At 58.9% G+C, this 23,009-nt stretch carries 19 protein-coding genes and 4 tRNA genes; 15 read left to right on the plus strand and 8 right to left on the minus strand.

Features of this window, described 5'->3' with window-relative positions:
- Positions 1-153 precede the first annotated feature (153 nt).
- The 6 genes from F1529_RS13810 to cysG all read left to right on the plus strand — a co-directional run bounded on the left by F1529_RS13810 (position 154) and on the right by cysG (position 7,901).
- The gene (locus tag F1529_RS13810; RefSeq protein WP_370457027.1) at positions 154-2,472 is read left to right on the plus strand and encodes a DNA translocase FtsK; all 2,319 of its coding nucleotides are present in this window, start codon (positions 154-156) and stop codon (positions 2,470-2,472) included.
- A gap of 9 nt (positions 2,473-2,481) precedes the next feature.
- A complete protein-coding gene (lolA, locus tag F1529_RS13815) occupies positions 2,482-3,105 on the plus strand; it encodes an outer membrane lipoprotein chaperone LolA (RefSeq protein ID WP_155135491.1) in 624 nt (207 codons plus the stop codon).
- Positions 3,106-3,162: 57 nt separating this feature from the next.
- Entirely contained in the window at positions 3,163-4,494 is a 1,332-nt protein-coding gene (locus F1529_RS13820; protein WP_155135493.1) for a replication-associated recombination protein A, read from the plus strand.
- The gene (locus tag F1529_RS13825) at positions 4,494-4,901 is read left to right on the plus strand and encodes a CrcB family protein (RefSeq protein ID WP_230457800.1); all 408 of its coding nucleotides are present in this window, start codon (positions 4,494-4,496) and stop codon (positions 4,899-4,901) included. The genes F1529_RS13820 and F1529_RS13825 overlap by 1 nt, the downstream gene beginning before the upstream one ends.
- A gap of 203 nt (positions 4,902-5,104) precedes the next feature.
- Positions 5,105-6,394, plus strand: coding sequence for a serine--tRNA ligase (serS, locus tag F1529_RS13830; RefSeq protein WP_155135495.1), 1,290 nt, complete (start codon positions 5,105-5,107; stop codon positions 6,392-6,394).
- Positions 6,395-6,515: 121 nt separating this feature from the next.
- The gene (cysG, locus tag F1529_RS13835) at positions 6,516-7,901 is read left to right on the plus strand and encodes a siroheme synthase CysG (RefSeq protein WP_155135497.1); all 1,386 of its coding nucleotides are present in this window, start codon (positions 6,516-6,518) and stop codon (positions 7,899-7,901) included.
- Positions 7,902-8,053: 152 nt separating this feature from the next.
- Here the strand turns inward: cysG and F1529_RS13840 are convergent, their stop codons facing one another.
- Genes F1529_RS13840 through F1529_RS13860 form a run of 5 tightly spaced genes read right to left on the minus strand, consistent with a single transcriptional unit; the run spans position 8,054 to position 10,726 of the window.
- Positions 8,054-9,043: a glycosyl transferase family protein gene (locus tag F1529_RS13840; RefSeq protein WP_155135499.1), complete on the minus strand. Its 990-nt coding sequence runs from the start codon at positions 9,041-9,043 to the stop codon at positions 8,054-8,056.
- A gap of 57 nt (positions 9,044-9,100) precedes the next feature.
- Positions 9,101-9,355: a hypothetical protein gene (locus tag F1529_RS13845; RefSeq protein WP_155135501.1), complete on the minus strand. Its 255-nt coding sequence runs from the start codon at positions 9,353-9,355 to the stop codon at positions 9,101-9,103.
- The gene (locus tag F1529_RS13850; RefSeq protein WP_155135503.1) at positions 9,356-9,679 is read right to left on the minus strand and encodes a hypothetical protein; all 324 of its coding nucleotides are present in this window, start codon (positions 9,677-9,679) and stop codon (positions 9,356-9,358) included. It abuts the gene before it with no gap.
- The gene (tusD, locus tag F1529_RS13855; protein ID WP_155135504.1) at positions 9,672-10,043 is read right to left on the minus strand and encodes a sulfurtransferase complex subunit TusD; all 372 of its coding nucleotides are present in this window, start codon (positions 10,041-10,043) and stop codon (positions 9,672-9,674) included. The genes F1529_RS13850 and tusD overlap by 8 nt, the downstream gene beginning before the upstream one ends.
- Positions 10,043-10,726: a Bax inhibitor-1/YccA family protein gene (locus F1529_RS13860; protein ID WP_039925918.1), complete on the minus strand. Its 684-nt coding sequence runs from the start codon at positions 10,724-10,726 to the stop codon at positions 10,043-10,045. Before F1529_RS13860 ends, tusD begins: the two co-directional genes overlap by 1 nt.
- A gap of 223 nt (positions 10,727-10,949) precedes the next feature.
- Between F1529_RS13860 and F1529_RS13865 the strand changes: the two genes are divergently transcribed.
- Together F1529_RS13865 and F1529_RS13870 are read left to right on the plus strand one after the other, a co-directional pair.
- Positions 10,950-11,633: a hypothetical protein gene (locus F1529_RS13865; protein ID WP_155135505.1), complete on the plus strand. Its 684-nt coding sequence runs from the start codon at positions 10,950-10,952 to the stop codon at positions 11,631-11,633.
- Positions 11,634-11,736: 103 nt separating this feature from the next.
- Positions 11,737-11,824 (plus strand) — tRNA-Ser (locus tag F1529_RS13870).
- Between the two features lie 101 nt (positions 11,825-11,925).
- Here F1529_RS13870 and F1529_RS13875 read toward each other — a convergent pair.
- Genes F1529_RS13875 through F1529_RS13885 form a run of 3 tightly spaced genes read right to left on the minus strand, consistent with a single transcriptional unit; the run spans position 11,926 to position 14,908 of the window.
- Positions 11,926-12,969: an ArsA family ATPase gene (locus F1529_RS13875; RefSeq protein ID WP_155135507.1), complete on the minus strand. Its 1,044-nt coding sequence runs from the start codon at positions 12,967-12,969 to the stop codon at positions 11,926-11,928.
- Entirely contained in the window at positions 12,969-13,235 is a 267-nt protein-coding gene (locus tag F1529_RS13880) for a cory-CC-star protein (protein ID WP_039925920.1), read from the minus strand. The genes F1529_RS13875 and F1529_RS13880 overlap by 1 nt, the downstream gene beginning before the upstream one ends.
- Entirely contained in the window at positions 13,235-14,908 is a 1,674-nt protein-coding gene (locus F1529_RS13885) for a carbon starvation protein A (RefSeq protein WP_155135509.1), read from the minus strand. Before F1529_RS13885 ends, F1529_RS13880 begins: the two co-directional genes overlap by 1 nt.
- Positions 14,909-15,190: 282 nt before the next feature.
- Between F1529_RS13885 and uvrY the strand changes: the two genes are divergently transcribed.
- From uvrY to F1529_RS13920, 7 genes are all read left to right on the plus strand, one after another.
- A complete protein-coding gene (uvrY, locus tag F1529_RS13890) occupies positions 15,191-15,844 on the plus strand; it encodes a UvrY/SirA/GacA family response regulator transcription factor (RefSeq protein WP_007149235.1) in 654 nt (217 codons plus the stop codon).
- Between the two features lie 69 nt (positions 15,845-15,913).
- The gene (uvrC, locus tag F1529_RS13895) at positions 15,914-17,746 is read left to right on the plus strand and encodes an excinuclease ABC subunit UvrC (protein WP_196220408.1); all 1,833 of its coding nucleotides are present in this window, start codon (positions 15,914-15,916) and stop codon (positions 17,744-17,746) included.
- 93 nt (positions 17,747-17,839) lie between these two features.
- Positions 17,840-18,445 carry a CDP-diacylglycerol--glycerol-3-phosphate 3-phosphatidyltransferase gene (gene pgsA, locus F1529_RS13900; RefSeq protein WP_007149445.1) on the plus strand — a complete coding sequence of 202 codons (606 nt, stop codon included), beginning with the start codon at positions 17,840-17,842 and terminating at the stop codon, positions 18,443-18,445.
- A 95-nt stretch (positions 18,446-18,540) separates the two neighbouring features.
- A tRNA-Gly gene (locus F1529_RS13905) sits at positions 18,541-18,616 on the plus strand.
- Positions 18,617-18,670: 54 nt separating this feature from the next.
- A tRNA-Cys gene (locus tag F1529_RS13910) sits at positions 18,671-18,744 on the plus strand.
- A gap of 133 nt (positions 18,745-18,877) precedes the next feature.
- Positions 18,878-18,964 (plus strand) — tRNA-Leu (locus tag F1529_RS13915).
- 323 nt (positions 18,965-19,287) lie between these two features.
- Positions 19,288-22,962 carry a response regulator gene (locus tag F1529_RS13920; protein ID WP_155135513.1) on the plus strand — a complete coding sequence of 1,225 codons (3,675 nt, stop codon included), beginning with the start codon at positions 19,288-19,290 and terminating at the stop codon, positions 22,960-22,962.
- The last annotated feature ends 47 nt before the right edge of the window (positions 22,963-23,009 follow it).

Consider the following 23,009-nt stretch of genomic DNA (forward strand, 5'->3'; position numbering starts at 1 on the left):
TTGCGGCTATTTTGTGCGATAATGCCGTGCGCCCGGGCACACCGGGAGGGGCAAAGCTGGCCGCCCTCACTGTGATTGACTACAATCGCAATAATTTCAATCCGTTATCAGCTATTCTTTATCCAATAGTTTGACTTTATTGAGGGGCAAGGCGTGAGTAAAACGGTTGCCGGGCAAGGACAGTCCGGGTTTTCCCGCCATCTCAAACGCGGTTTGGTGGAAGGCATGGTCATTGCGCTGATCGCTTTTTCCCTTTACCTGCTGCTGGCGCTAATCAGTTTCGATAGCCGCGATCCCGGCTGGTCCTATGTGGGCAACGTGGATGCGGTCCGCAATGCCATGGGGCGGGTAGGGGCGTTCAGCGCCGATCTGCTGCTGGGCCTGTTTGGCTATATGGCCTACCTGTTTCCGGTGCTACTGGGCTTTTGGGCCGGCAAGGTGCTGCGTGAGCGTCATGCCGGGCTGCCGGGGAGCTGGCCGTTGTTCAGCCTGCGACTGGTGGGTTTTATTCTGACCATGCTGGCGGGCACGGCACTGTCGTACATGCATTTCACCATGGGCGATACGCTGCCGGAAGGCGCCGGGGGCATTCTCGGCCATGAGGTTGGCGATGCCTCCCTGGCCGGGTTCAACCCGCTGGGTGGGACCTTGATGATGGTGGCGTTGTTTTTGATCGGCGTGACCATCTTTACCGATTTGTCCTGGATCGCGCTGGCTGAAGGCCTGGGCGCGCTGGTGCTTGGCGCCATCGAGAAAGTGCCTGCCTGGTGGCAAGCGCGTAAGCGCCAGCGCGAAGAGCAGCGGCAGAGGAAAGAAGCCCACGAGAAACGCGCCAAGGTCATTACCGAGGCGAAGAAAAAGGCAGAAACGCGAACCCCGCCAAAAATCGCCAAACCGGCCAAACCGGTGGAAAAAAGTGCCCGGGTTCAGAAGGAAAAACAGCAAAAACTGTTCACCACAGAAGTGTCCGGTGAGCTGCCCCCTGTGGGCCTGCTGGATGCGGTGGAAGAATCCACCGGCGGTTACTCTGAAGAAGCCCTGGAAGGCATGTCGCGCCTGCTGGAAATCAAGCTCAAGGATTTCAATATCGACGCGGAAGTGGTGGCGGTGCAGCCCGGCCCGGTGATTACCCGCTTCGAGATTCAGCCGGCAGCAGGTATTAAGGTTTCCAAGATCACCAACCTGGCCAAGGATCTGGCCCGTTCCCTGGCGGTGATCAGCGTGCGGGTGGTGGAAGTGATTCCCGGCAAGACCACCGTGGGGATTGAGATTCCCAACGAGCAGCGGGAAATGATCCGCTTTACCGAAGTGGTCGGCACACAGATGTTCGACCAGGCACCGTCGCCCCTGACCATGGCGCTTGGCAAGGATATCTCCGGTAACCCGGTGATGGCTGATCTGGCCAAAATGCCCCACTTGCTGGTGGCGGGTACCACCGGTTCCGGTAAGTCCGTGGGCGTGAACGCCATGTTGCTGTCCATGCTGTTTAAATCCAGCCCGGATGATGTTCGCCTGATCTTGATCGACCCCAAAATGCTGGAACTGGCGGTCTACGATGGCATTCCGCACTTGCTTACCCCGGTGGTCACCGACATGAAAGAAGCGGCCGGTGCGCTGCGCTGGGGTGTGGGTGAAATGGAGCGTCGTTACCGGTTGATGGCCTCCATGGGGGTGCGGAATATCTCCGGTTATAACCGCAAGGTGGACGACGCCAAGAAGAAAGGCGAGCCCCTAAAGGATCCGCTGTGGAAACCGGATGACCCCATGAATCTGGATGAGGAGGCGCCACTGGCCGAGCACCTGCCTTACATCGTTATCGTCATCGATGAGTTTGCCGACATGATGATGATTGTGGGCAAAAAGGTGGAAGAGCTGATCGCGCGTATCGCCCAGAAAGCACGGGCAGCAGGGATCCACCTGATTCTTGCCACCCAGCGGCCGTCCGTGGACGTGATTACCGGCCTGATCAAGGCCAACGTGCCGTCGCGTATCGGCTTCCAGGTATCGTCCAAAATCGATTCCCGCACCGTGCTGGATCAGGGCGGGGCGGAGCAGCTGCTGGGCCATGGCGACATGCTTTATTTGCCCGGCGGCACCAGTGTTCCGGAACGTGTTCACGGCGCCTTTGTCTCAGATGAAGAGGTACACCGGGTTTGTGACGATTGGCGCAAACGCGGCGAGCCCAATTATCTGGAAGAAATTCTCGATGGTGGCAGCGACCTCAATGCACCGATGCCTGGCATGGAAAGCGCTGGCGACGGCAGCGATGACGAAAATGATCCGCTTTACGATGAAGCGGTGGCGATCGTCACCGAGTCCCGGCGGGCGTCCATTTCCTCTGTGCAGCGGAAACTCAAAATTGGCTATAACCGTGCCGCCCGCCTGGTGGAAGCTATGGAAATGGCAGGGGTGGTCACCGAGGCCGGTAACAATGGTCAGCGCGAAGTCATCGCGCCGCCGCCGGTCAAATAAGGAGATTGAATGAAGACGTTGTTGTTGAGCCTGGCGCCTGCTGTCCTGTTGGCCTCTACCGCATGGGCGGGTGCCACGGATGATTTGCTGGATCGCCTGCAGACACTCAAATCCATGAAAGGGCAGTTCGAGCAGGTGGTACTGGATCAGGGCGGCACGCACATGCAGGAAGCCACAGGCCGTTTTCAGGTGGCCCGCGGGAACCAGTTTTACTGGCTCACCGAAACGCCTTATGAGCAGATGGCTGCTTCCGACGGCGAAACCGTCTGGGTTTACGACAAGGACCTGGAGCAGGTGGTGGTACGCCCGCTGAGCCAGGATCTGGGCCAGACCCCGGCCCTGTTGTTTGGTGGCAAGCCTGCCGATGTGGCCAAGGCGTTCAGTATTTCCGAGCGTGATAATCAGGGGGGCGAAGTCACTTACCGGCTTACCCCGAAAGGTCAGGACCCGCTGTTCGATCAACTGGATGTGACCTTCAAGGGCGACGAGCCGGCGTCCATGCGCCTGCAGGATGCACTGGGCCAGCAGACGGTGATCGACTTCAAGAGCCTGACCCTGAACGGCGGGATCGACAGCGACCTGTTCCACTTCGAGCCGCCTGAAGGCACGGATGTCATTCAGCAACAACAGTAATCGAGGGTAACGGCCGGGATGATCCGGCCGCAGCCCGGTCACCAGTAGGCGTTTTCCATGAGCGATCTTTTTGCCGCCGATGCCGCCCAGCAGGCTCAGCCCCTGGCGGCGCGGCTGCGACCTGCCCACCTGGATGACTATGTAGGCCAGCAGCATCTGGTTGGCGAGGGCAAGCCGCTGCGCCAGGCCCTGGACCGGGGCCAGCTGCATTCCATGATTCTGTGGGGCCCGCCGGGCACCGGCAAAACCACCTTGGCACTGATCATGGCGCAAACCGTGGATGCCGCGTTTATCACGCTCTCTGCGGTGTTGTCCGGGGTAAAGGATATCCGGGCCGCCGTTGAGCAGGCACAGATTCGCCTGGGGCAGGGGCGCCGCACGGTCCTGTTTGTGGATGAGGTGCACCGCTTCAACAAAGCCCAGCAGGATGCCTTCCTCCCCCACGTGGAAGAAGGCACGATCACTTTCATCGGCGCCACCACCGAAAACCCGTCTTTTGAACTCAACAACGCGCTGTTGTCACGGGCGCGGGTATATCGGCTTCGAGCATTGGCTCCTGAGGATCTCAGTGGTTTGCTAGTCCGTGCATTGCAGGATCCGGCTCTTAACGGCATGCAGCTGGATGCTGATGCCCGGGAGTTGTTGCTGAACTACGCAGATGGTGATGCCCGGCGGCTGCTGAATATGCTTGAAGTCGCGGCAGATTTGGCGGATCAGGATGCTCCGAAGATTGATGCAGAATTGATGCGTGAGGTGCTGCGCGATGCGGTGCGCCGTTTTGACAAGGGCGGCGACCTGTTTTACGACCAGATCAGCGCCATGCATAAATCCGTGCGCGGTTCCGACCCGGATGCGGCTCTGTACTGGTTTGCCCGCATGCTGGACGGTGGCTGCGACCCGCTCTACCTTGCCCGCCGCGTGGTCCGCATGGCCAGTGAAGACATCGGCAACGCGGACCCGCGGGCATTGACGCTGTGCCTGCAGGCCTGGGATGTGCAGGAGCGATTGGGGAGCCCGGAAGGGGAGCTGGCGATCGCCCAGGCCATCGCCTATCTGGCGGTTGCCCCGAAAAGTAATGCGGTCTACAACGCCTATAATCAGGCCTGCGCTCTGGTCCGTCAGCAGCCCACCGACGAGGTGCCTCTGCACCTGCGTAATGCACCCACCCAGCTTATGAAAGACGAAGGCTTCGGTGCCGAGTATCATTATGCCCACGATTTCCCCGAGGCCTTTGTGGCCGGGGAAAATTACTTTCCGGCAAGCCTGCAGCATACCCGTCTCTATGAGCCGGTGAATCGCGGGCTTGAAATCAAGGTGGCAGAAAAACTGGCCCGGCTGCGTGGACTGAATGCCAGTAGCGACTGGACCCGTTACGGGAAGGGGAAATAATGTCGGTATCAGCGATCACGGAAGGAGGCATGCTGCCCTGGATTGCGGTGGCCTGTGGCGGTGCTATCGGCGCCTGTCTGCGTTTTGGCACCACCTTGTGGGTGGGTGTCCCGGTGATGCCAGCCTGGCCCTGGGCCACCTTCAGCGTGAACCTGGCCGGCAGCTTTCTGTTCGGGTTGCTGGCGATCATGATGGCGAGCCTGCCGGTGGGCGATGTATGGCGGCTGGCCTTGATGACCGGCATGCTCGGTGCCCTGACAACCTTTTCCACCTTTTCGTTTGAGCTGGTGAGGATGGTGGAAGCCAGGGCCTTCTCGCTGGCGGCGGGCTATGCAATGGCATCAGTGACGGTCTGTCTGTTGCTGGGCATGGCGGGCCTGGCCCTGGGTCGACTGATTTTCGAATAATGTGGGGAGGTTGGAAGTTTAAAGTTCAAAGTTGAAACGCGGGAAACATGGAGTTAAAAACGCCCGTTTTCGCGCTTAGGCCCTTCATGGCATGGGTTAGACGTGCGCTGAAAACAGTGCCGACTCTGAAGCCTTGGTTCGCGTTTCAACTTTGAACTTTACACTTTTAACTCAGTTTTTTCTGATTTTGGAGCAAGAGAAACATGCTGGATATTCGTGCCCTGCGGCAGGACGGTGAAGCGATCAAAACGGCGCTGACCAAACGCGGTTACACCCTGGATCTTGACGCGTTTGCGGCGCTGGATGCCAAGCGCAAGCAGGCAGACATCCGTTCCCAGGAGTTGCAGGCCGATCGCAAGAAAGCCTCCAAGCAGGTGGGCGAACTGATCAAGTCCGGCATGGCGGTGGAAGATGCCAAGTCGCAGGTTGCAGAAACCCTGCAAACCATCGATGCAGAGCTGGACCGCGAAGTGGCGAGCGCCAAGGCGATCCAGGAAGAAATCCGTGAATTTCTGATGGGGATTCCCAATGTGCCGCAAGATGCGGTGCCGGCGGGTAATGACGAAGACGACAACGTGGAAGTGCGCCAGTGGGGCACACCGAAAACGCTGCCGTTTGAACCCAGGGATCACGTGGATGTTGGCGAAGCCCTGGACGGCGGGCTGGACTTTGAGCGCGCGGCCAAACTGTCCGGCGCCCGGTTCTCCGTGATGAGCGGCGGGTTGGCTCGCATGCATCGGGCGCTGATCGATTTCATGCTCGACATGCACAGCGATGAGCACGGCTACCAGGAAGTCTATGTACCGTTCCTGGTCGGGCCGGAAGCCCTGCGCGGCACCGGGCAGTTGCCTAAATTCGCGGAAGACCTGTTCAAGATGGAAGGGGAGCGTGAGCTATACCTGATCCCTACCGCCGAAGTGCCGGTGACCAATCTGGCGGCGGACGAGATTCTTGAAGCGGACACCATGCCGCGCCGCTACACCTGCCACACGCCGTGTTTCCGTTCCGAGGCGGGCAGCCACGGCAAGGACACCCGCGGCATGATCCGCCAACACCAGTTTGAAAAGGTGGAGCTGGTGCAGATGGTACGTGCGGAGGAATCCGATGCGGCCCTGGAGGCGCTCACCGGGCATGCCGAAGCGGTTTTGCAAAAACTGGATCTGCCTTACCGGGTGGTGATCCTGTGTGGCGGAGATTTGGGCTTTTCCTCGTCCAAAACCTACGACATCGAAGTCTGGCTGCCGAGCCAGCAGCGCTACCGGGAAATCTCTTCCTGCTCCAACTTTCAGGATTACCAGTCGCGCCGCATGCAAGCCCGCTGGCGCAATCCGGAAACCGGCAAGCCAGAACTGGTACACACTTTGAATGGGTCTGCCCTGGCAGTAGGGCGTACGCTGGTGGCGATTCTGGAGAACTATCAAAACGAAGATGGTTCCGTGACCGTGCCGGAGGCATTGCGTCCCTACATGAGAGGTCTGGAACGCCTGAAGTAAGGCTGTTCTGGCGCAGACAACGGCGATGTTGCGTTGCACGTTTGTTATACGGCAGCCCGCAGCGCGGGCTTCCTGCCGTTAGCGTCATGCATCCGGCGTCCGGCGTTTACTGGGAGCAAGCATGGAATTTTTACCGATCAGTTGGCGTTTGCAGGGCAAAGTGGCTCTGCTGGCTGGCGGCGGCGAAGTGGCGCTGCGTAAAGGGCGCCTTCTGCACCGTTCGGGTGCGGTAGTGAATGTGGTTGCCCCGCAAGTGTGCGATGAATTGCGCGCTATTGTGGCGCAGAGTGGCGGCGCCTGTATTGATCGTGCGTTTGCGAGCACGGATCTGGATGGGGCCGCGCTGGTCATTTGTGCCACGGACGATCGCAGTACCAATGCCGACATTGCCAGCCAGGCGCAACAGCGCGGTTTGCCCGTCAATGTAGTCGACGATCCGTCGCTGGGCGATTTCATCTTTCCTGCCATCGTGGATCGTTCTCCGGTGCTGATCAGTATCAGCTCCTCCGGCGCCTCGCCGGTGCTGGCCCGGAAACTGCGGGCCCAGCTGGAGTCCTCGCTGCCGGCTCGCTGGGGGCGCCTGGCGGATCTGATGGCCCGTTTCCGTCAGCCGCTCAAGGAAAAGCTCGACAATATCGGCGCCCGGCGTCTGTTCTGGGAACAGACCCTGGATAGCCCGGTGGTGGAGAAGGTGCTGGCAGGGAAGGACAGCGAAGCGGAAGCCATGCTGGCCGCTGCCATCGAATCCGCCGATGCGGCCAGCCTGAGTCGGGGTGAGGTCTACCTGGTTGGGGCGGGCCCCGGTGACCCGGACCTGTTGACGTTCCGGGCGTTGCGCCTGCTGCAGAAAGCCGACGTGGTCTTGTACGACCGCCTGGTGGGCAAGGGCATCGTGGATCTTGCCCGCCGGGATGCGGAGCTGGTGTACGTGGGCAAGGCCCGCGATAAACACGCGCTGCCCCAGGACAACATCAACGAGCTGCTGGTCCACTACGCTAAACAGGGCAAGAAGGTATGCCGTTTGAAGGGCGGGGACCCGTTCATCTTCGGCAGGGGTGGCGAAGAAATTGACCTGATCGTGGCTGAGGGCATCGACTTCCAGGTGGTGCCGGGCATTACCGCCGCCAGTGGTTGTGCTTCCTACGCCGGTATTCCACTGACACACCGTGATCACGCCCAGTCTGTGCGCTTCGTGACCGGGCACCGCAAGGATGGCTCGGTGGATCTGGATTGGGAGCATCTGGTTGGTGAACACGAAACGGTGGTGTTCTACATGGGGTTGGTGGGCTTGCGGGAAATCTGCAGCCAGCTGATCGCCCATGGTCGTGCGGGTGATACGCCGATTGCGCTGGTGTCGCGGGGTACGACCAATCTGCAGGAGGTGATTACCGGCACCCTGAATCAGCTACCGGACGATATTGAAGGGCGGGAGATCCACGCGCCGACATTGATTATCGTTGGCAGCGTGGTCAGCCTGCATCCCAGGTTTGGTTGGTTCAAACCCTGAAAGACGTTTGCGTGCGTGTAAGCGGCGACGTGGACGTAAATGCCGAATGTCGGGTTACGGCTACGCCTAACCCGACCGACTACGGAGCACGGTTTTGTAGGTCAGATTTACCCAAGGGCACAGAGAGCCTGAAAGGCGTAATCCGACAGTGGTTAAAGCCGTGTCTTATCACGGTTTTCCCACAGCGCTGTGGCGTCTTTGCGCGCACTCTCCAGAGAGTCTGCCTTGTCGAGCCCCCACAGGGCCACGGCCACGGTATGGATAACGGCCTGTTCGCCGTACTCATCACCGCTTTCTCCGCGCCACACCTTCAAGACCCTGTCTGCACTGGGGGCGCCCGGTGGTGTTTGTCGAGGCAGGGCGCTGTCGATCACGGCACTTTCCAGTGGCTCGCCATGACGAATCCCCTGGATTTGCGTGCGGGCATCCGGGCGGATTTCCAGCTCGCCGCCTTCGCCCTTGAACAGGAGCAGGTCCCGATCACCGGCCAGCGTTGCCGCCCCTTGATGCAGTTCGATATAAGCCGGGTGGAAAACGCTCTGCATGGAAAGCGGTGCCTGGGCAGGGTTGAGGCTGCGGGCCAGGGTGTTGATTGGTGAGCGCAGGCCCAGGAAGTAGCGCAGCGTGAGCATCCGCGCCAGTGCCGGGCAGAACTGGTCCAGGGGCAGGTAGGCCAGCCCGTGTTCTTCAAGGTGTGCGTGCGCTTCGGCGACGGTTTGCGCAACGGGCAGGCCCAGTTGCGGCAGAAGCTGATCGGTATACACGCGATTGGGTGTGTGCGCCGGTCCGCCATGGAGAAACGTACGGATGCCGTTGGTGGCCAGTAGCACTGTTGCCAGCAGGTACCAGGGGTGATGCTTTTTCTTGCCGGCATAGCTGGGCCAGTCCAGTTCCACATGGGGCAGCTCGGCAAGGGCCTGGTAGCAAGCGGGTCGGCAGGCATCAAGAAACCCTGCCAGCTCATCCGGCGTTTCTTCTTTTACCCGCAATAGCATCAGGAAAGCGCCAAGCTGAATATCTTCCACGTTTCCGTCGAGGATGGCCTGCATGGCCTCACGGGCTTCCTCACGGGTGAGGCTGCGGCGGGCGCGTTTGCCGCGGCCCAGGGTGCGGACGAAAGGCGCAAAAGCATGTTCAGTCATGATTCCATCTCATCGGGTTTAAGACGTGTTGCGTGAAGCATGGTACGTGGAAGCGTTTCAATACCAGCTGGTGCACGGGCCGTGTTCGGCGATCAGTGCGATCAGACCCGCATGATCTATCACCGGCAGGGCGCTGTCCGGGAGTTGTAAGGATGAGTGCGTCAGCAGGTAGCCATCTCCTTTCAGCTCCAGCTGTGATGCAAGTAACAGGCCCGCATCGGTGAAGACGCAAATGTCGCCACGGGTATAAAGCGCCGAGAAGCGCTGGCGCGTGTTGTCATCGTCAGGGGAAAAGCCAAGCAGGTGCAACATTCAGAACACCAGAATCTGATCGCATTGGGTGCGTAATGATAGCAGCTCATCATACCCGAGCGGGTCGGCGCTCACCGGGCAGGGTGTGGCGGTGGTGTTTTCCCCGCGTCCCGGTTTTTCGGTCACGCAGCGCACACCGAAGTCTGCGAGCTGCATCAGGGTGTTGTTGGGGCACAGCTTTAGCACGGCGAGAGCCGGGGGGGTAAGCCACAGGGTGGTGGCCTGTCCAAATGCTGCACCGGTGAGCAGCATGTCCAGCATCTCCTGGAACTGGCTGGAGAAGGGGTGGCTGCCGGTGGCGATGTAGAGGGTATGGTTAGCCAAACTGGATCACCCGGTCGCTGCTGATGAGGGCCTCTGCCCATTGCCCCAGTCCCGCAAGAGAGAAGCCTTCTGCCAGCGTGTTGTCCGCGTCGGTGGCGACAATGCCCCGGCGCTGGGCCGCGCCCACACAAACCACGGCATTCACATCATGACGGGCAAGCCAGTGTTGCCACTGCTGGGCGGTGCTGGCCTGGGGGCCGTCACCGGTCCAGGCATGGCGGTTCGCCAGATGCACGGCATCCCGGTAGAAGAACAGGCAGTGGAGTTGGTGATCGGGGGTGTCGAGAAGGGCTTGAGCAGTATGCAGGGCGGTCAACGCGGCGGCGGAATCCGCCGCCGCGTTGACCAGTAGCGAGAAACGCATTAATCGTTGCCGCTGAGAGCAGTCAGCAGGTGCAACAGGGACATGAACAGGTTGTAGATGGAAACGAACAGGGTCACGGTCGCCATGATGTAGTTGGTTTCACCGCCGTGGATGATGGCGCTGGTCTGCCACATGATCAGCAGGGAAGACAGCAGCACAAAGGCAGCAGATACCGCCAGGCTCAGAGCCGGGATGGCGAAGAAGATGTTGGCGATGCTCGCCCCGAACGCCACCAGAATACCGATCATGATGAAGTTGGTGAGGAAGCTGAAGTCTTTGCGGGTCACCAGGGCAATGGCCGACATGGCCACGAAAATACCGGCAGTGCCAGCCAGAGCGGTGGTTACGATCTCCATGCCGCCGGGGATCTGGGCGTACATGTTAATGATCGGGCCGGTGGTGAAACCCAGCCAGCCGGTCAGGCCGAAGACAGCCAGAATGCCCCAGGCGCTGTTGCGCAGCGCGTTGGTGGCGAACAGCAGACCAATGTAAACACCAAGGGTCAGCCAGACGTTAACGAAACCGATGTTGCTGGCCATGGCAAACCAGGACGCGCCGGTTGCCACAACGAGTGACAGCCCCAGCAGCATATAGGTGTTTTTCAGTACCTGGGCCGCGCGCTCCCCGGAAACGGCAACGCCGTGCTGGTGGGGTGCGGAGTAGGGGTTGGTCGGGTTATTCATGATATCACTCATCCTTGCCAATTGTTCCTGTGATCATAAGGGCGAGGGGGCCAAAATCAAGCGTTAAACCGGCTTTTCGCCATGAGAAAGTGCCTGGTTAGCCGCCACGGATCGACGGCGACGACGGATGTGCACTTTTGTGACCCTTATCTCGGGATGGCAAGGCCAGTGCGTAATACTATTTTCGTACTGAAAATGCCTGAGTCTGAGCTGAGGGGGCCTTATGAGCGCATTATCGCTGGCTGCCACTGAAAGTGAGCAGATCGAGCTGGCAGCGGTACAGAATCGGCATTCGTTGTACAACGATTTGCTTCAGGTGCCGGACCTGGCATCGCGCCGCCGTGAGCTGGTTTTTGAACAGAAAAACCGGCTGCTGGGCCGACACCGTCGGATCGTCCTGTTCAATGGCCGCTATCTTGAATGGACGGAGCAGCGGGGGCGGCGTGAAGTAACGCGGGTCATCAATCTGGCGTTTCTGGCGGGCTCGCCGAGTGCTTATCGTGAAATTGCCTGGCGGTCCTTGAGTGTTGCCCTGCTGGCGCTCATTGTTGCCGGGCTCCTGTTAGCCGTGGGGCAGACCGCTGCCGCGCTGGCAGCGCTGGGAGTGTCCTTGCTGGGGCTCGGTATTTGCCTGCGGGGCTCCTCCCGACGCCTGCTGTTCTATACCCGTAACGGGCGGGTGGTGATGTTCGACCTGTTTGATCAGCGTGGAGACAGAAGGCGTTTCGCAAAGGTGGTTGGCGCGCTGCAGCTACGGGGAGAGCGAGCCTGGGCCCTTTTGCCCGACAGGAAAGAACGTCTGGCGGCAGAAGTGGCAGAGCACCGCCGGCTGATGCAGGAAGGGGCTATCAACCAGGCGCAATACGAGCGCGCCAAGCAACGCATCTTCCGTCGTTATTCCGATTGAGCTGAACGGGTCCGCTCAGCGATCAAAACTCAACCAGTCGTGCGCGGTATTGTGGCTTCGACGTTGACTGGCCTTATTGCTCATGTATTATTGCTGCCACCTTGGAGGGGTGGCAGAGTGGCCGAATGCACCGGTCTTGAAAACCGGCGACGGGAGACCGTCCGTGGGTTCAAATCCCACCCCCTCCGCCAAACAAAAAGCCCGCACTCGATGAGTGCGGGCTTTTTTTGTGCCGCTCTGCAGTCGCGACACGGTTCACGTAACACGCAAGCAATACGCTTGTGGCTGAAGCTCAGTGATCCCCATTGCCGAGCAATCCTGCAAATGCCCGGATCGCCTCCAGTCCCTGAATGTCATCTTCCTGCAGTGGCAAGTCCTTGCGAGGCAGCGCGCCCAAAGCGTGTGCCAGCTCTTCCATGTGCCGTTGCTGACGTGCATGGCGGGCTGCGAAAAACGCGCTGTCTGCGGCATCCGGCAGTACTCGGTTAACCACGGCTCCCGCCACCGGGATGCCATTTTCTGTCAGGGAGGCAACGGCGCGTTGCGTCTCGAGAATAGGCAGCCGTTCAGGGGTCAGCACAAAGACAAAAGCGGTTTGCACAGGGTCGGACAGCTGGCGGCGGGCGCGGTGGAACAATCGCTGACGGGCGATCAGTGTATCGGCCACTTCCTGGCTGCGTGAGTCCAGGCCTGCGGTGGCGTGGTCGGTGGGATCTTGCAGGGGGCTGTCCACGCTCTTGTCCGGTGTTAGATGACCGAGCACCTGGCCCAGTTTGCGGGCCTTGTCGCTGTGACGCAGCAGGCCCTGGGTCCAGGCCGCCATGACCTCCGGCAGGCTTAGCAGCCGCAGGGTGTGACCGGTGGGCGCGGTGTCGAAGATCAACAGGTCGTAGTCGCGGCTGTCGACATCGATTAACCGTGAGATGCGCTCCAGCAACGCGGCTTCCTGCGCACCGGGGGACTGACGGCTGAGGCGTAACTGTTTGTCCAGCTCACGGAATTGGTCTGGAGTGGCAAAGCGGCGCATCTGGGCACTGACCCGGTCCAGGTAGGCCTCCACTTCGTCATCCGGGTCCAGCTCCAGAGCCGTCAGCCCCGGCGCCAGGCAGGTGGGGGAATTGCCGATGGGGCGGTTAAAGGCGTCCGCCAGGCTGTGGGCCGGATCGGTGGAGACCAGCAGCACCTTGCGGCCCTGGTCGGCGGCGCGGATGGCCAGGGCCGAGGCCGTGGTGGTTTTGCCCACGCCGCCCTTGCCGCCCACCATAAGCAGGGTACGGGAGGCGAGCAGGGCATCCAGATCAAGCACAGGCTGTGCGGCGGTGTCGGTGTCAGCCATCAGCAGCAGCGAAAGTGATCAAGGGGGGAGCGCTCCATGCCCATGCGGGTGTGCCACTCATGAAAGCGCTCCATTAGCAGGGGCTGCAATTCCAGTGTGCTCCAGGCTGCCGGGTTGGGAACACCCATCATTTCTGAGAATACCAGCAGCATGAACAGGTCCTCTTCATCCCGTTTGGCACGGGCAATGGCGGCTCGATAGGGCGCATTGTAATACTGCGCCCCGAGATCGCTGATGCGTTTGAGCCATTGTGTCGGCGTTGCCATTACAGAGGCTCCGGCGGTGCCTTGAAGGCGCGCTTGAGGGCGGCGGTGCACTCCAGCGTAACCAGAAGGGCCGCCACCAAGACAACAAGGTCGAGCCCGAGCAGGAACCAGTCCTGTTTTTCATAGAAACTTTTCAGCTGCATCAACAGGGCAAACAGGGTCATCACCAGCAGGAAAACCAGTGGCGCCAGGGTATAAATGGCCGGGCGCCCCCGCTTAACCAGCATGATGGTAATCACCAGCAGAGTCAGCCCGGCAAGCAATTGGTTGGTGGTGCCGAACAACGGCCAGATAAGCAGGCCGCCGGAGCCATCGGCGCCACCGGCCCCGAATGCGAGCAGCAGGCAGCTAACTACCGCCAGCAGGGTGGCAGGCAGAGGCCGCGTCATCCATTTTTGCTGATAGATTTCGCCCCATTCCTGGAAAATATAACGCTGCAGGCGCAGGCCGGTGTCCATGGTGGTGCCGGCAAACAGGGCCGCCATCACGGTGAGCAGGGTGGCGGCAACGCCCACATCCATACCCATGCCATTGGCAAGAATATTGGCGCCACCATCCACAAAGGCGGTCAGGCTGCCTTGACCAAAGGCCGTGTATACCGCCTGCCAGTCTGCCAGGGAGGCAAAACCGGCGGTGGCGGCAATGATGGCTGCCAGTGCCAGTGCGCCTTCGCCCACAGCACCGAAATACCCCACGAAGCGGGCATCGGTTTCCGTGTCCAGCTGCTTGGAGCTGGTGCCGGAGGCGACCAGACCATGGAAGCCGGAGATGGCGCCGCAAGCGATGGTGACAAACAGAAGCGGTAACAAGGAAGGTGTGCCGGCAGGAACGTCACTGTTGATCATCGGCGCGACAACCTGGGGGTTGCCGAGCAGGACAGCACCGTAAAGCAGGATCAGCCCGACGAACAATTGCAGGCCGTTGATGTAGTCGCGGGGCTGCAAGAGCATCCAGACGGGAAGCAGTGAGGCCACCGCAGCATACGCAAACAGCATCAGTATCCAGCTGGCGTTTGCAGAAAGCCCCATGACCTGATCGGGCAGGGTCACGGGCACCATGGGGCCCACGTAAATCAGGCTGTACAGCGCGGCCACACCCAGTACAGATACCAGGCCAAGGCCAATTACCCGGCGATAGATGAGCTGGCCAATCACCAGTGCCACAGCAATGGCGCCCCACACCGGGACGACCGCGCCGGGGTTATTAATGAGCAGTTTGGCGATCACGACGCCAAATACCGCGTTCACCATCAATAACACCAGAAAGATAACAATCATGAAGACGGTGCGTGCACGGCGGCCGACGACCTCGCCGGTGAGCGCGCCGACAGATTTCGCCCGGTTGCGGACACTGGCCCACAGAGCGCCACTGTCGTGCACACCGGCAAAGAAGATGGTGCCGAAGACCACCCAGAGAAAGGCGGGTAGCCAGCCCCAGATAACGGCAATGGCCGGGCCGACAATCGGTGCCGCACCCGCCACGGAGGTGAAATGGTGGCCCCACAGCACATACCGGTTGGTGGGCACGAAATCCACGCCGTCTTCATACTCGTGGGCAGGGGTGCGGAAATTCGGGTCCAGCTTGTAGATGCGCGATGCAATAAAACGGGAGTAGACGAAGTAGCCGGCGGCCATGCCACCCAGCCCCAGCAGGAGCAAAATGATTGCGCTCATGGGTTGCCTTTTGTCATTGTTGACTATGTCGTTAGCAGCGTCGATCAGCGGCCAGCTGAATACTGGCGATGGTGTCTATATGGTTCGCTTTTTTGACTGACCGGTCAACGCGACTAAAGGCTAATAGCGCAAGCGTAATGCGCAGCCTGGGGCGTGCACAATGTGCCATCGTTTGTTAACGGCGCCCTATGCATGCCTGTGGACAAGCGGTATTCTTGTGCCTACAAATCAACAGAAAAACAGAACATTAACGGGTAAAGGAACTACCCGGGGGACGCAGTAATGATCAAAGTATTGGTAGTGGACGACCATGATCTGGTCCGTACCGGCATTGCTCGCATGCTGGGCGAAGTGGAGGGCCTGCGCGTTGTCGGCGAGGCGAATTCAGGCGAGTTGGCCGTGCAAATGGCCAGGGAGCTGGCACCTGAAGTGGTGCTGATGGACCTGAAGATGCCGGGAATTGGTGGCCTTGAAGCCACCCGTAAATTGTTGCGCGTTGACGAGGGTGTCCGCGTTATCGCTGTGACCATGTGCGAGGAAGAGCCGTTTCCGTCCCGCCTGATGAAAGCCGGTGCTGCAGGTTACATGACCAAGGGTGCCGATCTGGAAGAAATGGTGCGCGCCATCAAGGTGGTCGCCACCGGGCAGCGTTATATCAGCCCGGAAATCGCCCAGGCCATGGCGCTCAAGCCCTATACCGGTGATGAAGGTTCGTTGCTGGATATGCTCTCCGAGCGCGAACTGCAAATCATGATGATGATCGTGAACTGTCACAAGGTGCAGGATGTGGCAGACAAGCTTTGCCTGTCGCCGAAAACCGTGAATACCTACCGGTACCGTATTTTCGACAAGCTGGGTGTGACCAGCGATGTGGAAATGGCGTTACTGGCCGTGCGTCACGGCATGCTCGATGCGGTAGAAAACACGGCTTCCTGATTGCCAGTTCGCTGCAGGGGGAAATCATCAGGGCAGGACTGATACACTTTCTGTTTAACCTGTTTTGAGATGTTCCCCTTGCCAGATTTCGACGCCAAACACTTCCTTGCTCACTGTGCTCGCAAACCCGGCGTTTATCGCATGCTGGACGGGGACGGGGGTGTTTTGTATGTGGGCAAGGCGCGCAACCTTCAGGCCCGCCTGAACAGCTACTTCCAGAAGAATGTATCCAGTGCGAAAACCCGGGCACTGGTCGGGCGAATTCGTGATATCCAGACAACGGTGACCGGCAGTGAGGCGGAAGCGCTGCTGCTGGAGCAGTCGCTGATCAAGGAGTTGAAACCCCCTTACAACATTCTTCTGCGCGACGACAAATCCTACCCGTATATCCGTATCACCAGCGCCGACCGTTTTCCCCGCGTCACCTTTCATCGCGGTACACGCCGGGCTGGCAGCCAGTACTTCGGTCCGTACCCCAGTGGCGGTGCGGTGCGGGAAGCCCTGTCCCTGATCGAGAAAGTGTTCCGGGTTCGCAACTGCAGTGACAGCTACTTCCGCAACCGCACCCGCCCGTGTCTCCAGCACCAGATCAATCGTTGTACGGCCCCGTGCGTAGGGCTGGTGAGTGAAGCCGATTATGCGCGCCAGGTGAAGATGGCAGCGGACTTTCTGGATGGGCGCAGCCGGGAAGTGGTGGAACAGCTGAGCGCCGACATGGAGGCGGCCTCGCTGGCGCTGGAATTCGAGAAAGCTGCGATCCTGCGGGATCAGCTGGCAGCCATTCAATCCGTGCAGCAAAAGCAGTACGCGGAAACCGGGCAGGGCGATCTGGACGTGGTTGCCATTGAAACCCGGCATGGCCTGGCCGTGATCGAAGTGCTGATGATTCGTGATGGCCGCATTCTGGGCCACCGCACCTTTCGGCCGGATACCCGGGGCGAGGAAGACCGCAGCGAAATTCTCGAGGCCTTTCTTTCCCAATATTATCTGGGCGACCGGGAAGATCCGGTCAAACCGCAGGAAATCTTGCTGAGCATGGAGATTCCCGGGGCCGATGCCCTGCAGCAGGCACTGGAAAGTCAGTGGGGCAAGAAAGTCCGGTTGGCCTGGCGGGTGCGCAGTGATCGTGCCGCCTGGATCGCCATGGCACAAACCAATGCCCAGCAGTCCATGGCGGCCGAGCTTGCTGCCCGCGAGCATATGGAGGCCCGCTTTCTGGCCCTGGAAACATTACTGGAAAGCAGCGAGCCGGTACGGCGCATTGAGTGTTTCGACATCAGCCATACGCAAGGCGAGAAAGCGGTGGCTTCCTGCGTGGTGTTTGACCAGCAGGGCGCCCGCAAACAGGAGTATCGGCATTTCAATGTGAACCCTGCAGCGGGCGGGGACGATTACGAGGCTCTGGAAGAAGCCATTCGGCGCCGTTATCAGCGCGTGCTGAAAGAACAGGGCCGGTTGCCGGATCTTCTCCTTATCGACGGCGGCAAGGGGCAAATGCAGCGAGGCTGGAAGGTTATTCAGGAGCTGGACCTGCAAGCCCGGGTGCGGGTAATGGGGATCGGCAAGGGCCCCAGTCGACGGCCTGGGTTCGAAGCGCTCTATCTTCCCTGCGGGAAAGAAATGGTCCCCGGCCCGGCGGATTCCGCACTGCATCTTTTGCAGCAGGTTCGCGATGAAGCGCACCGGTTTGCCCTGACCGGTCACCGTGCCCGCCGTGGCAAGGCACGCAAGCAATCCACGCTGGATGAAATTCCTGGTATCGGCCCCAAACGCCGCAAGGCATTGCTGACCCACTTTGGCGGCCTGAAGCAGATGCGCAATGCATCCGCCAGCGAGCTGGCCCGGGTGCCGGGAATCAATGCCCAGATGGCGCAGACATTGTACGACTGGTTTCATCAATAGCGTGTTCAGTTTTTAATCTGAAAATCGGAAATGAGTCATAGCCGGCTTTCCGCTATACTGGTGGCTTATTTTCATGGCCGGTAGTTCCTCCCTATGCAGAAAGTGCACCCCATCCTGAATTTGCCGAATATCCTCACCCTGATTCGGGTGCTGGCAATTCCCGTGCTGGTGCTGGTGTTCTACCTGCCGTTTCAGTGGAGTGATGTCTGCGCGGCCCTGTTGTTTCTCGCGGCTGGGCTTACTGACTGGCTGGACGGTTATCTGGCGCGCAAGCTCAATCAGACCAGTCCTTTTGGTGCCTTTCTTGACCCGGTGGCAGACAAGCTGATAGTGGGTGTGGCCTTGGTGATGTTGGTGCAGGTTCATGCCACCGCCTGGTTGGCGGTGCCGGCCATGGTGATTGTGTCCCGGGAAATTACGGTATCGGCACTGCGTGAGTGGATGGCGGAGCTCGGTGAGCGGGCAAAAGTGGCGGTCAGCCAGCTGGGCAAGATCAAGACAGTGACCCAGATGACGGCGATTACCTTGCTGTTGGCGCAAAAACCGGACTTTACTGCGGACGGCGACATCATCATGAATCCATGGCTGTGGCTCAGCTATGGCTTGCTGTATCTGGCCACGGCATTCACTTTGTGGTCCATGGGCTCGTATCTTCGCGCTGCAGCACCGCAATTGCTCAAAAGTCAGTCAAAGTCCTGAAAAGTCAGAAAAAACACCCGGTGCCGGGTTGACACCCGGGGGGTGATGAGTAGAATTCTTTCCCGCAACGGAGCAGTGTCTCCGCTGTGGAAAAAGCGGGAATAGCTCAGCTGGTAGAGCACAACCTTGCCAAGGTTGGGGTCGCGAGTTCGAATCTCGTTTCCCGCTCCAAGATTTTGAAAGCCTCGGTTATGCCGAGGTTTTTTCTTGGTAAAACAGTTAAATGGCGCGGTGGCAGAGTGGTCATGCAGCGGACTGCAACTCCGTTAACGCCGGTTCGATTCCGACCCGCGCCTCCAATTACCGACCCACACGGGCGATGAAGTGACAGGCACAGCTCGATGTCGTCATTTCAACAGAAAGATAAATAGAAACAGTCGCTTAACCTGTCCCTGTTTTTATTTCACGCTTAACGCGCACGATGATCTTCCTGCGGGTATGGTGAAATTGGTAGACACAACAGACTTAAAATCTGTCGACCATTAGGTCATGCCGGTTCAAGTCCGGCTACCCGCACCAACTTCCTCTTTCTCTCCTCTTATCGCACCATGCTGGTATTTTTGCCTGCGAGTCCATTGTGCTGGTCCGTCGGATAGCCCGGTTTTTCAGCAGCCTGTTAAGTGCCTGACCGCAATAAGCTTTGTGCTCCTGCTATTGCATTTTATTGCGCTTGGTTTATCGATTTGGCCTGTTTTATCCCTGAAAAATCAACTTTCTAGCCTGCGGTATTCATGTGATTTATTGCCGCTTTCTGTCAGTTTCTGGTAGCCTCACACTTTAGTCTTAGCCCTGCAAAGGGGCCTGGATAACAACAAGCCGGAAAAGGCATGAGGGCTATCTGAATGAACTGGTTCCAGAACCTGTCCGTGCGGCTGAAGATTTTGTCTGTAGCCGGGCTGGGGATCGTGCTGTTTGTGGTCTACGCGGCCTACAGCTTCTACATCGCCGAAACCAATATTGATCATCTCAAGCGGATTGAAAGTCAGGACTTTCCGGTTCTGGAATTGATCAATGCCAACAATGTGGATTTTATCGCCATCAGCGAGTCTTATATCGCGGCGATTACCCAGGCTGATCCGGATCTGCTTGAAGAGGCGCAGTCCAGAGCCTCGGCGTTTGAGCAACGGCTGGCAGACATCCGCCGGACCGACCCAACGCTTTCCGCTGGCGTGGAAGAATTGCGCCGCAATTTTACCGCCTATATCAACGAGGCCACTGCGCTGGCCCGTAACTTGATCACCAATAACGGCACCTCGGATGATCTGTACCAGCGCATCGCACACGTAAGAGAGCTGCAGGACACCTACGAGGGCAATCAGAAGGCGTTCGAGCAGCAGCGCTACGAAGCGTTTCGCGAAACCCTGAACAAAAGCCGTTCGGATAACCTGGGCACCCAGAAAATCGGGCTGTTCCTGGGGTTGGTGGCCTTTACCTTGTTGGCGCTGATCGCTTTGCGTGTTACCCGGGCCATTACGCTGCCTCTGGAAGGCGCTGTTGATGCCGCGGATAACATTGCCAATGGCAAATGGGATACCCGTATTGAGAAGGGTGGCCGGGATGAAACCGGTCACTTGCTGCATGCTATTCGTAAAATGCGTGATGCGCTGGTGGCTCGGCATACGGAAGACCGGCGCCAGGAAACGGTGAAGAATCATCTGGCCGAACTGAATAACCGCATGCGCGGGGAGATGGGATTCGAACAGCTCGGTAACAACATGCTGAGTTTCCTGGTGCCGGTGGTTGAGGCGCAGGTGGGCGCATTTTACAGCTATGACCCTGACACCGAGCTGCTCAGCCTGAGCAGCTCCTATGCCATGCAGCGGCGTAAGCATCTGGCCAATGAGTTTCGTCTGGGGGAATCCCTGGTGGGGCAGTGCGCCCTGGAGCGCAAGAGCATTCTGCTGGAGCAAGTGCCGGATGATTACATCAGCATTGCTTCCGGCACCGGTGCCGGCCAGCCACGCAATGTCATGGTGATGCCCATTGTTCATGAAGACGAAGTGAAAGGGGTGCTGGAAATCGGTGCATTCCGTGACTTCAGCAATGACGATCTGGCCTTTATGGAGCAGTGTGTGGCGGTCGTTTCCGTGTCGTTGCACAGTGCACAAAGCCGTTTCCGCCTGGCCCTGATGCTGGAGCAGACGCAGTCCCAGGCTGATGCTCTGGAGCGGCAAAAAACGGAAATGGCCCAGGCCAATGAGGACCTGGAAGAGCAGGCCATGGAGCTGTCTGCGTCTGAATCCCGGCTGCAACAACAGCAGGAAGAGCTGAAAGCCATCAACGAAGAGCTGGAATCACAGACCCAGGCGTTGCGGGCATCTGAAGAAAGCCTGCAGGCCCAACAGGAAGAGCTGCGCGTTACCAATGAAGAGCTCGAGGCCCAGGCGCGCATGCTCACCGAGCAGAAGTCAGAAATGGCCCAGAAGAATGACGAGCTCGAGCTGTTACGCCATGAGCTGGAAGACAAGATTCGCGAGCTGGAGATGTCTTCGCGCTATAAATCCGAATTCCTGTCCACCATGAGCCACGAGTTGCGCACACCGCTTAACTCGATTCTGATTCTGTCCAACGCCCTGGGGCAGAACAAGCGCGGCAATCTGGAAGAGAAACAGGTCGAACACGCCCAGGTTATCCATTCTGCCGGGGCAGACCTGCTTAGCCTGATCAATGACATCCTGGATATTTCCAAGATCGAGGAAGGCAAGATGGATGTCATTATCGACGACTTGTCGCCGCCGGAAATCGTCGAACATTTCCGGCGCAACTTTGCCCACGTGGCCGAAAGCCGCAACCTGGATTTCAAGGTCGAGCTTGGCGATACGTTGCCTGAACACTTCTATACGGACCGCCAGCGCCTTGAGCAGATCATCAAGAACCTGCTTTCCAATGCACTGAAATTCACCGAGCAAGGCTCGGTGACGTTGAGCATTACACAGCCGGACGTTAGTGAAGCCCTGCCTTCACGCCATCTGGTGCCGGGGCAGACGTTGAAATTTGCGGTGATCGATACCGGTACCGGGATCGCGGATGAAAAACAAAAGCTGATTTTCGAGGCCTTCCAGCAAGCGGACGGTACGACCAGTCGCAAATACGGCGGTACCGGCCTGGGGCTGACCATTTCTCGTGAACTGGCACGGTTGCTGGGCGGGGAAATTGGTCTGCACAGCGACGGTGAAGGGCAGGGGGCTACCTTTATGCTCTACCTGCCCGTGGGCAGTGCCGATGCGCTGGAAATCAATAATGCCGCTGCCGGCCACGCCGATGAAGGTATCGGCAGCAATGCGGAAGCCCACACTGCCTCGATGACCCCGCTGGATACCGGCAACGATGACTTCGTGGTCCGCGAGAAAACCGTGCTGATCGTCGAAGACGATGAAGAATTTGCCCGGGTACTGGTGGAACTGGCGTCGGATTACGGTCTGGAAGGGCATATCTGCCACGATGGCGAGGATGGCCTGGAATACGCCAGCCATTACCGTCCCAGCGCGATTATTCTGGATATCGGTTTGCCGGGTATCGACGGCTGGGAAGTCATGGAAAAACTCAAGGCGGACCCGCGTACCAAGGACATCCCGGTGCACTTTCTGTCCGGGCGTGATGAGCGCAAGAAGGCGCTGGAACTGGGTGCGCTGGACTTCATGACCAAGCCGGCCAATCAGGACGACATTCTCTCTGCATTCGCCAAGATTGAAGGGGCGATTGAAACCAATGTGCGCCGCCTTCTGGTGGTGGAAGACAGTGAAATCCAGCACGAAAGCATCCGTGAGCTGTTTGACCAGAAAGGGGTGGAAATCACAGCGGCCACCAGTGGTCAACAAGCCCTGGATGCCCTGCAGAATACCGTGTTCGACTGCATGATCCTGGATTTGACGTTGCCGGACATGAGCGGTTTCGAGCTACTGGAAAAACTCCATGCCAGCGACGACTACGACAGTGTTCCCGTGGTGGTCTATACCGGCAAGGACATGACCCGCGAAGAAGAAGCGAAACTGCGCAAGTATGCGGACCGCATCATCCTCAAGACGGAGCGCTCTCACGAGCGGCTGCTCAATGAAGCGTCCCTGTTCCTGCACTGGCTGGAATCCACCTTGCCGGCCAATCGTCGCCCGACTGCGGAATCCATCGAGCACCGCGATGATATTTTCGAAGGCAAGCAATTGCTGCTGGTGGACGACGACATGCGGAACATCTATGCATTGTCTGCGCAACTGGAAGAGTTGGGCTTTGCCATCAGCATTGCCAACAATGGCCGCGAGGCGCTGGAATCGCTGGATGATAATCCGTCCATCGACATTGTGCTGATGGATATCATGATGCCGGAAATGGATGGCTATGAAGCCATGGGGCGGATTCGTGAACAGGCTCGTTTCAGCAAGCTGCCGATGTTGGCGCTGACGGCCAAGGCGATGAAGGACGACCGCGCCAAGTGCATCGAAGCCGGGGCCAATGATTACTGCTCCAAGCCCATCGATATGGCAAAGCTTACCTCGTTGCTACGGGTCTGGCTGCACAAGTAGTGGGCGCAAAACGTGCCCGCAGTCACTTTATAAAGACGAGAACCGTG

Source organism: Alcanivorax sp. VBW004, from assembly GCF_009718865.1.
Lineage (GTDB): Bacteria > Pseudomonadota > Gammaproteobacteria > Pseudomonadales > Alcanivoracaceae > Alcanivorax.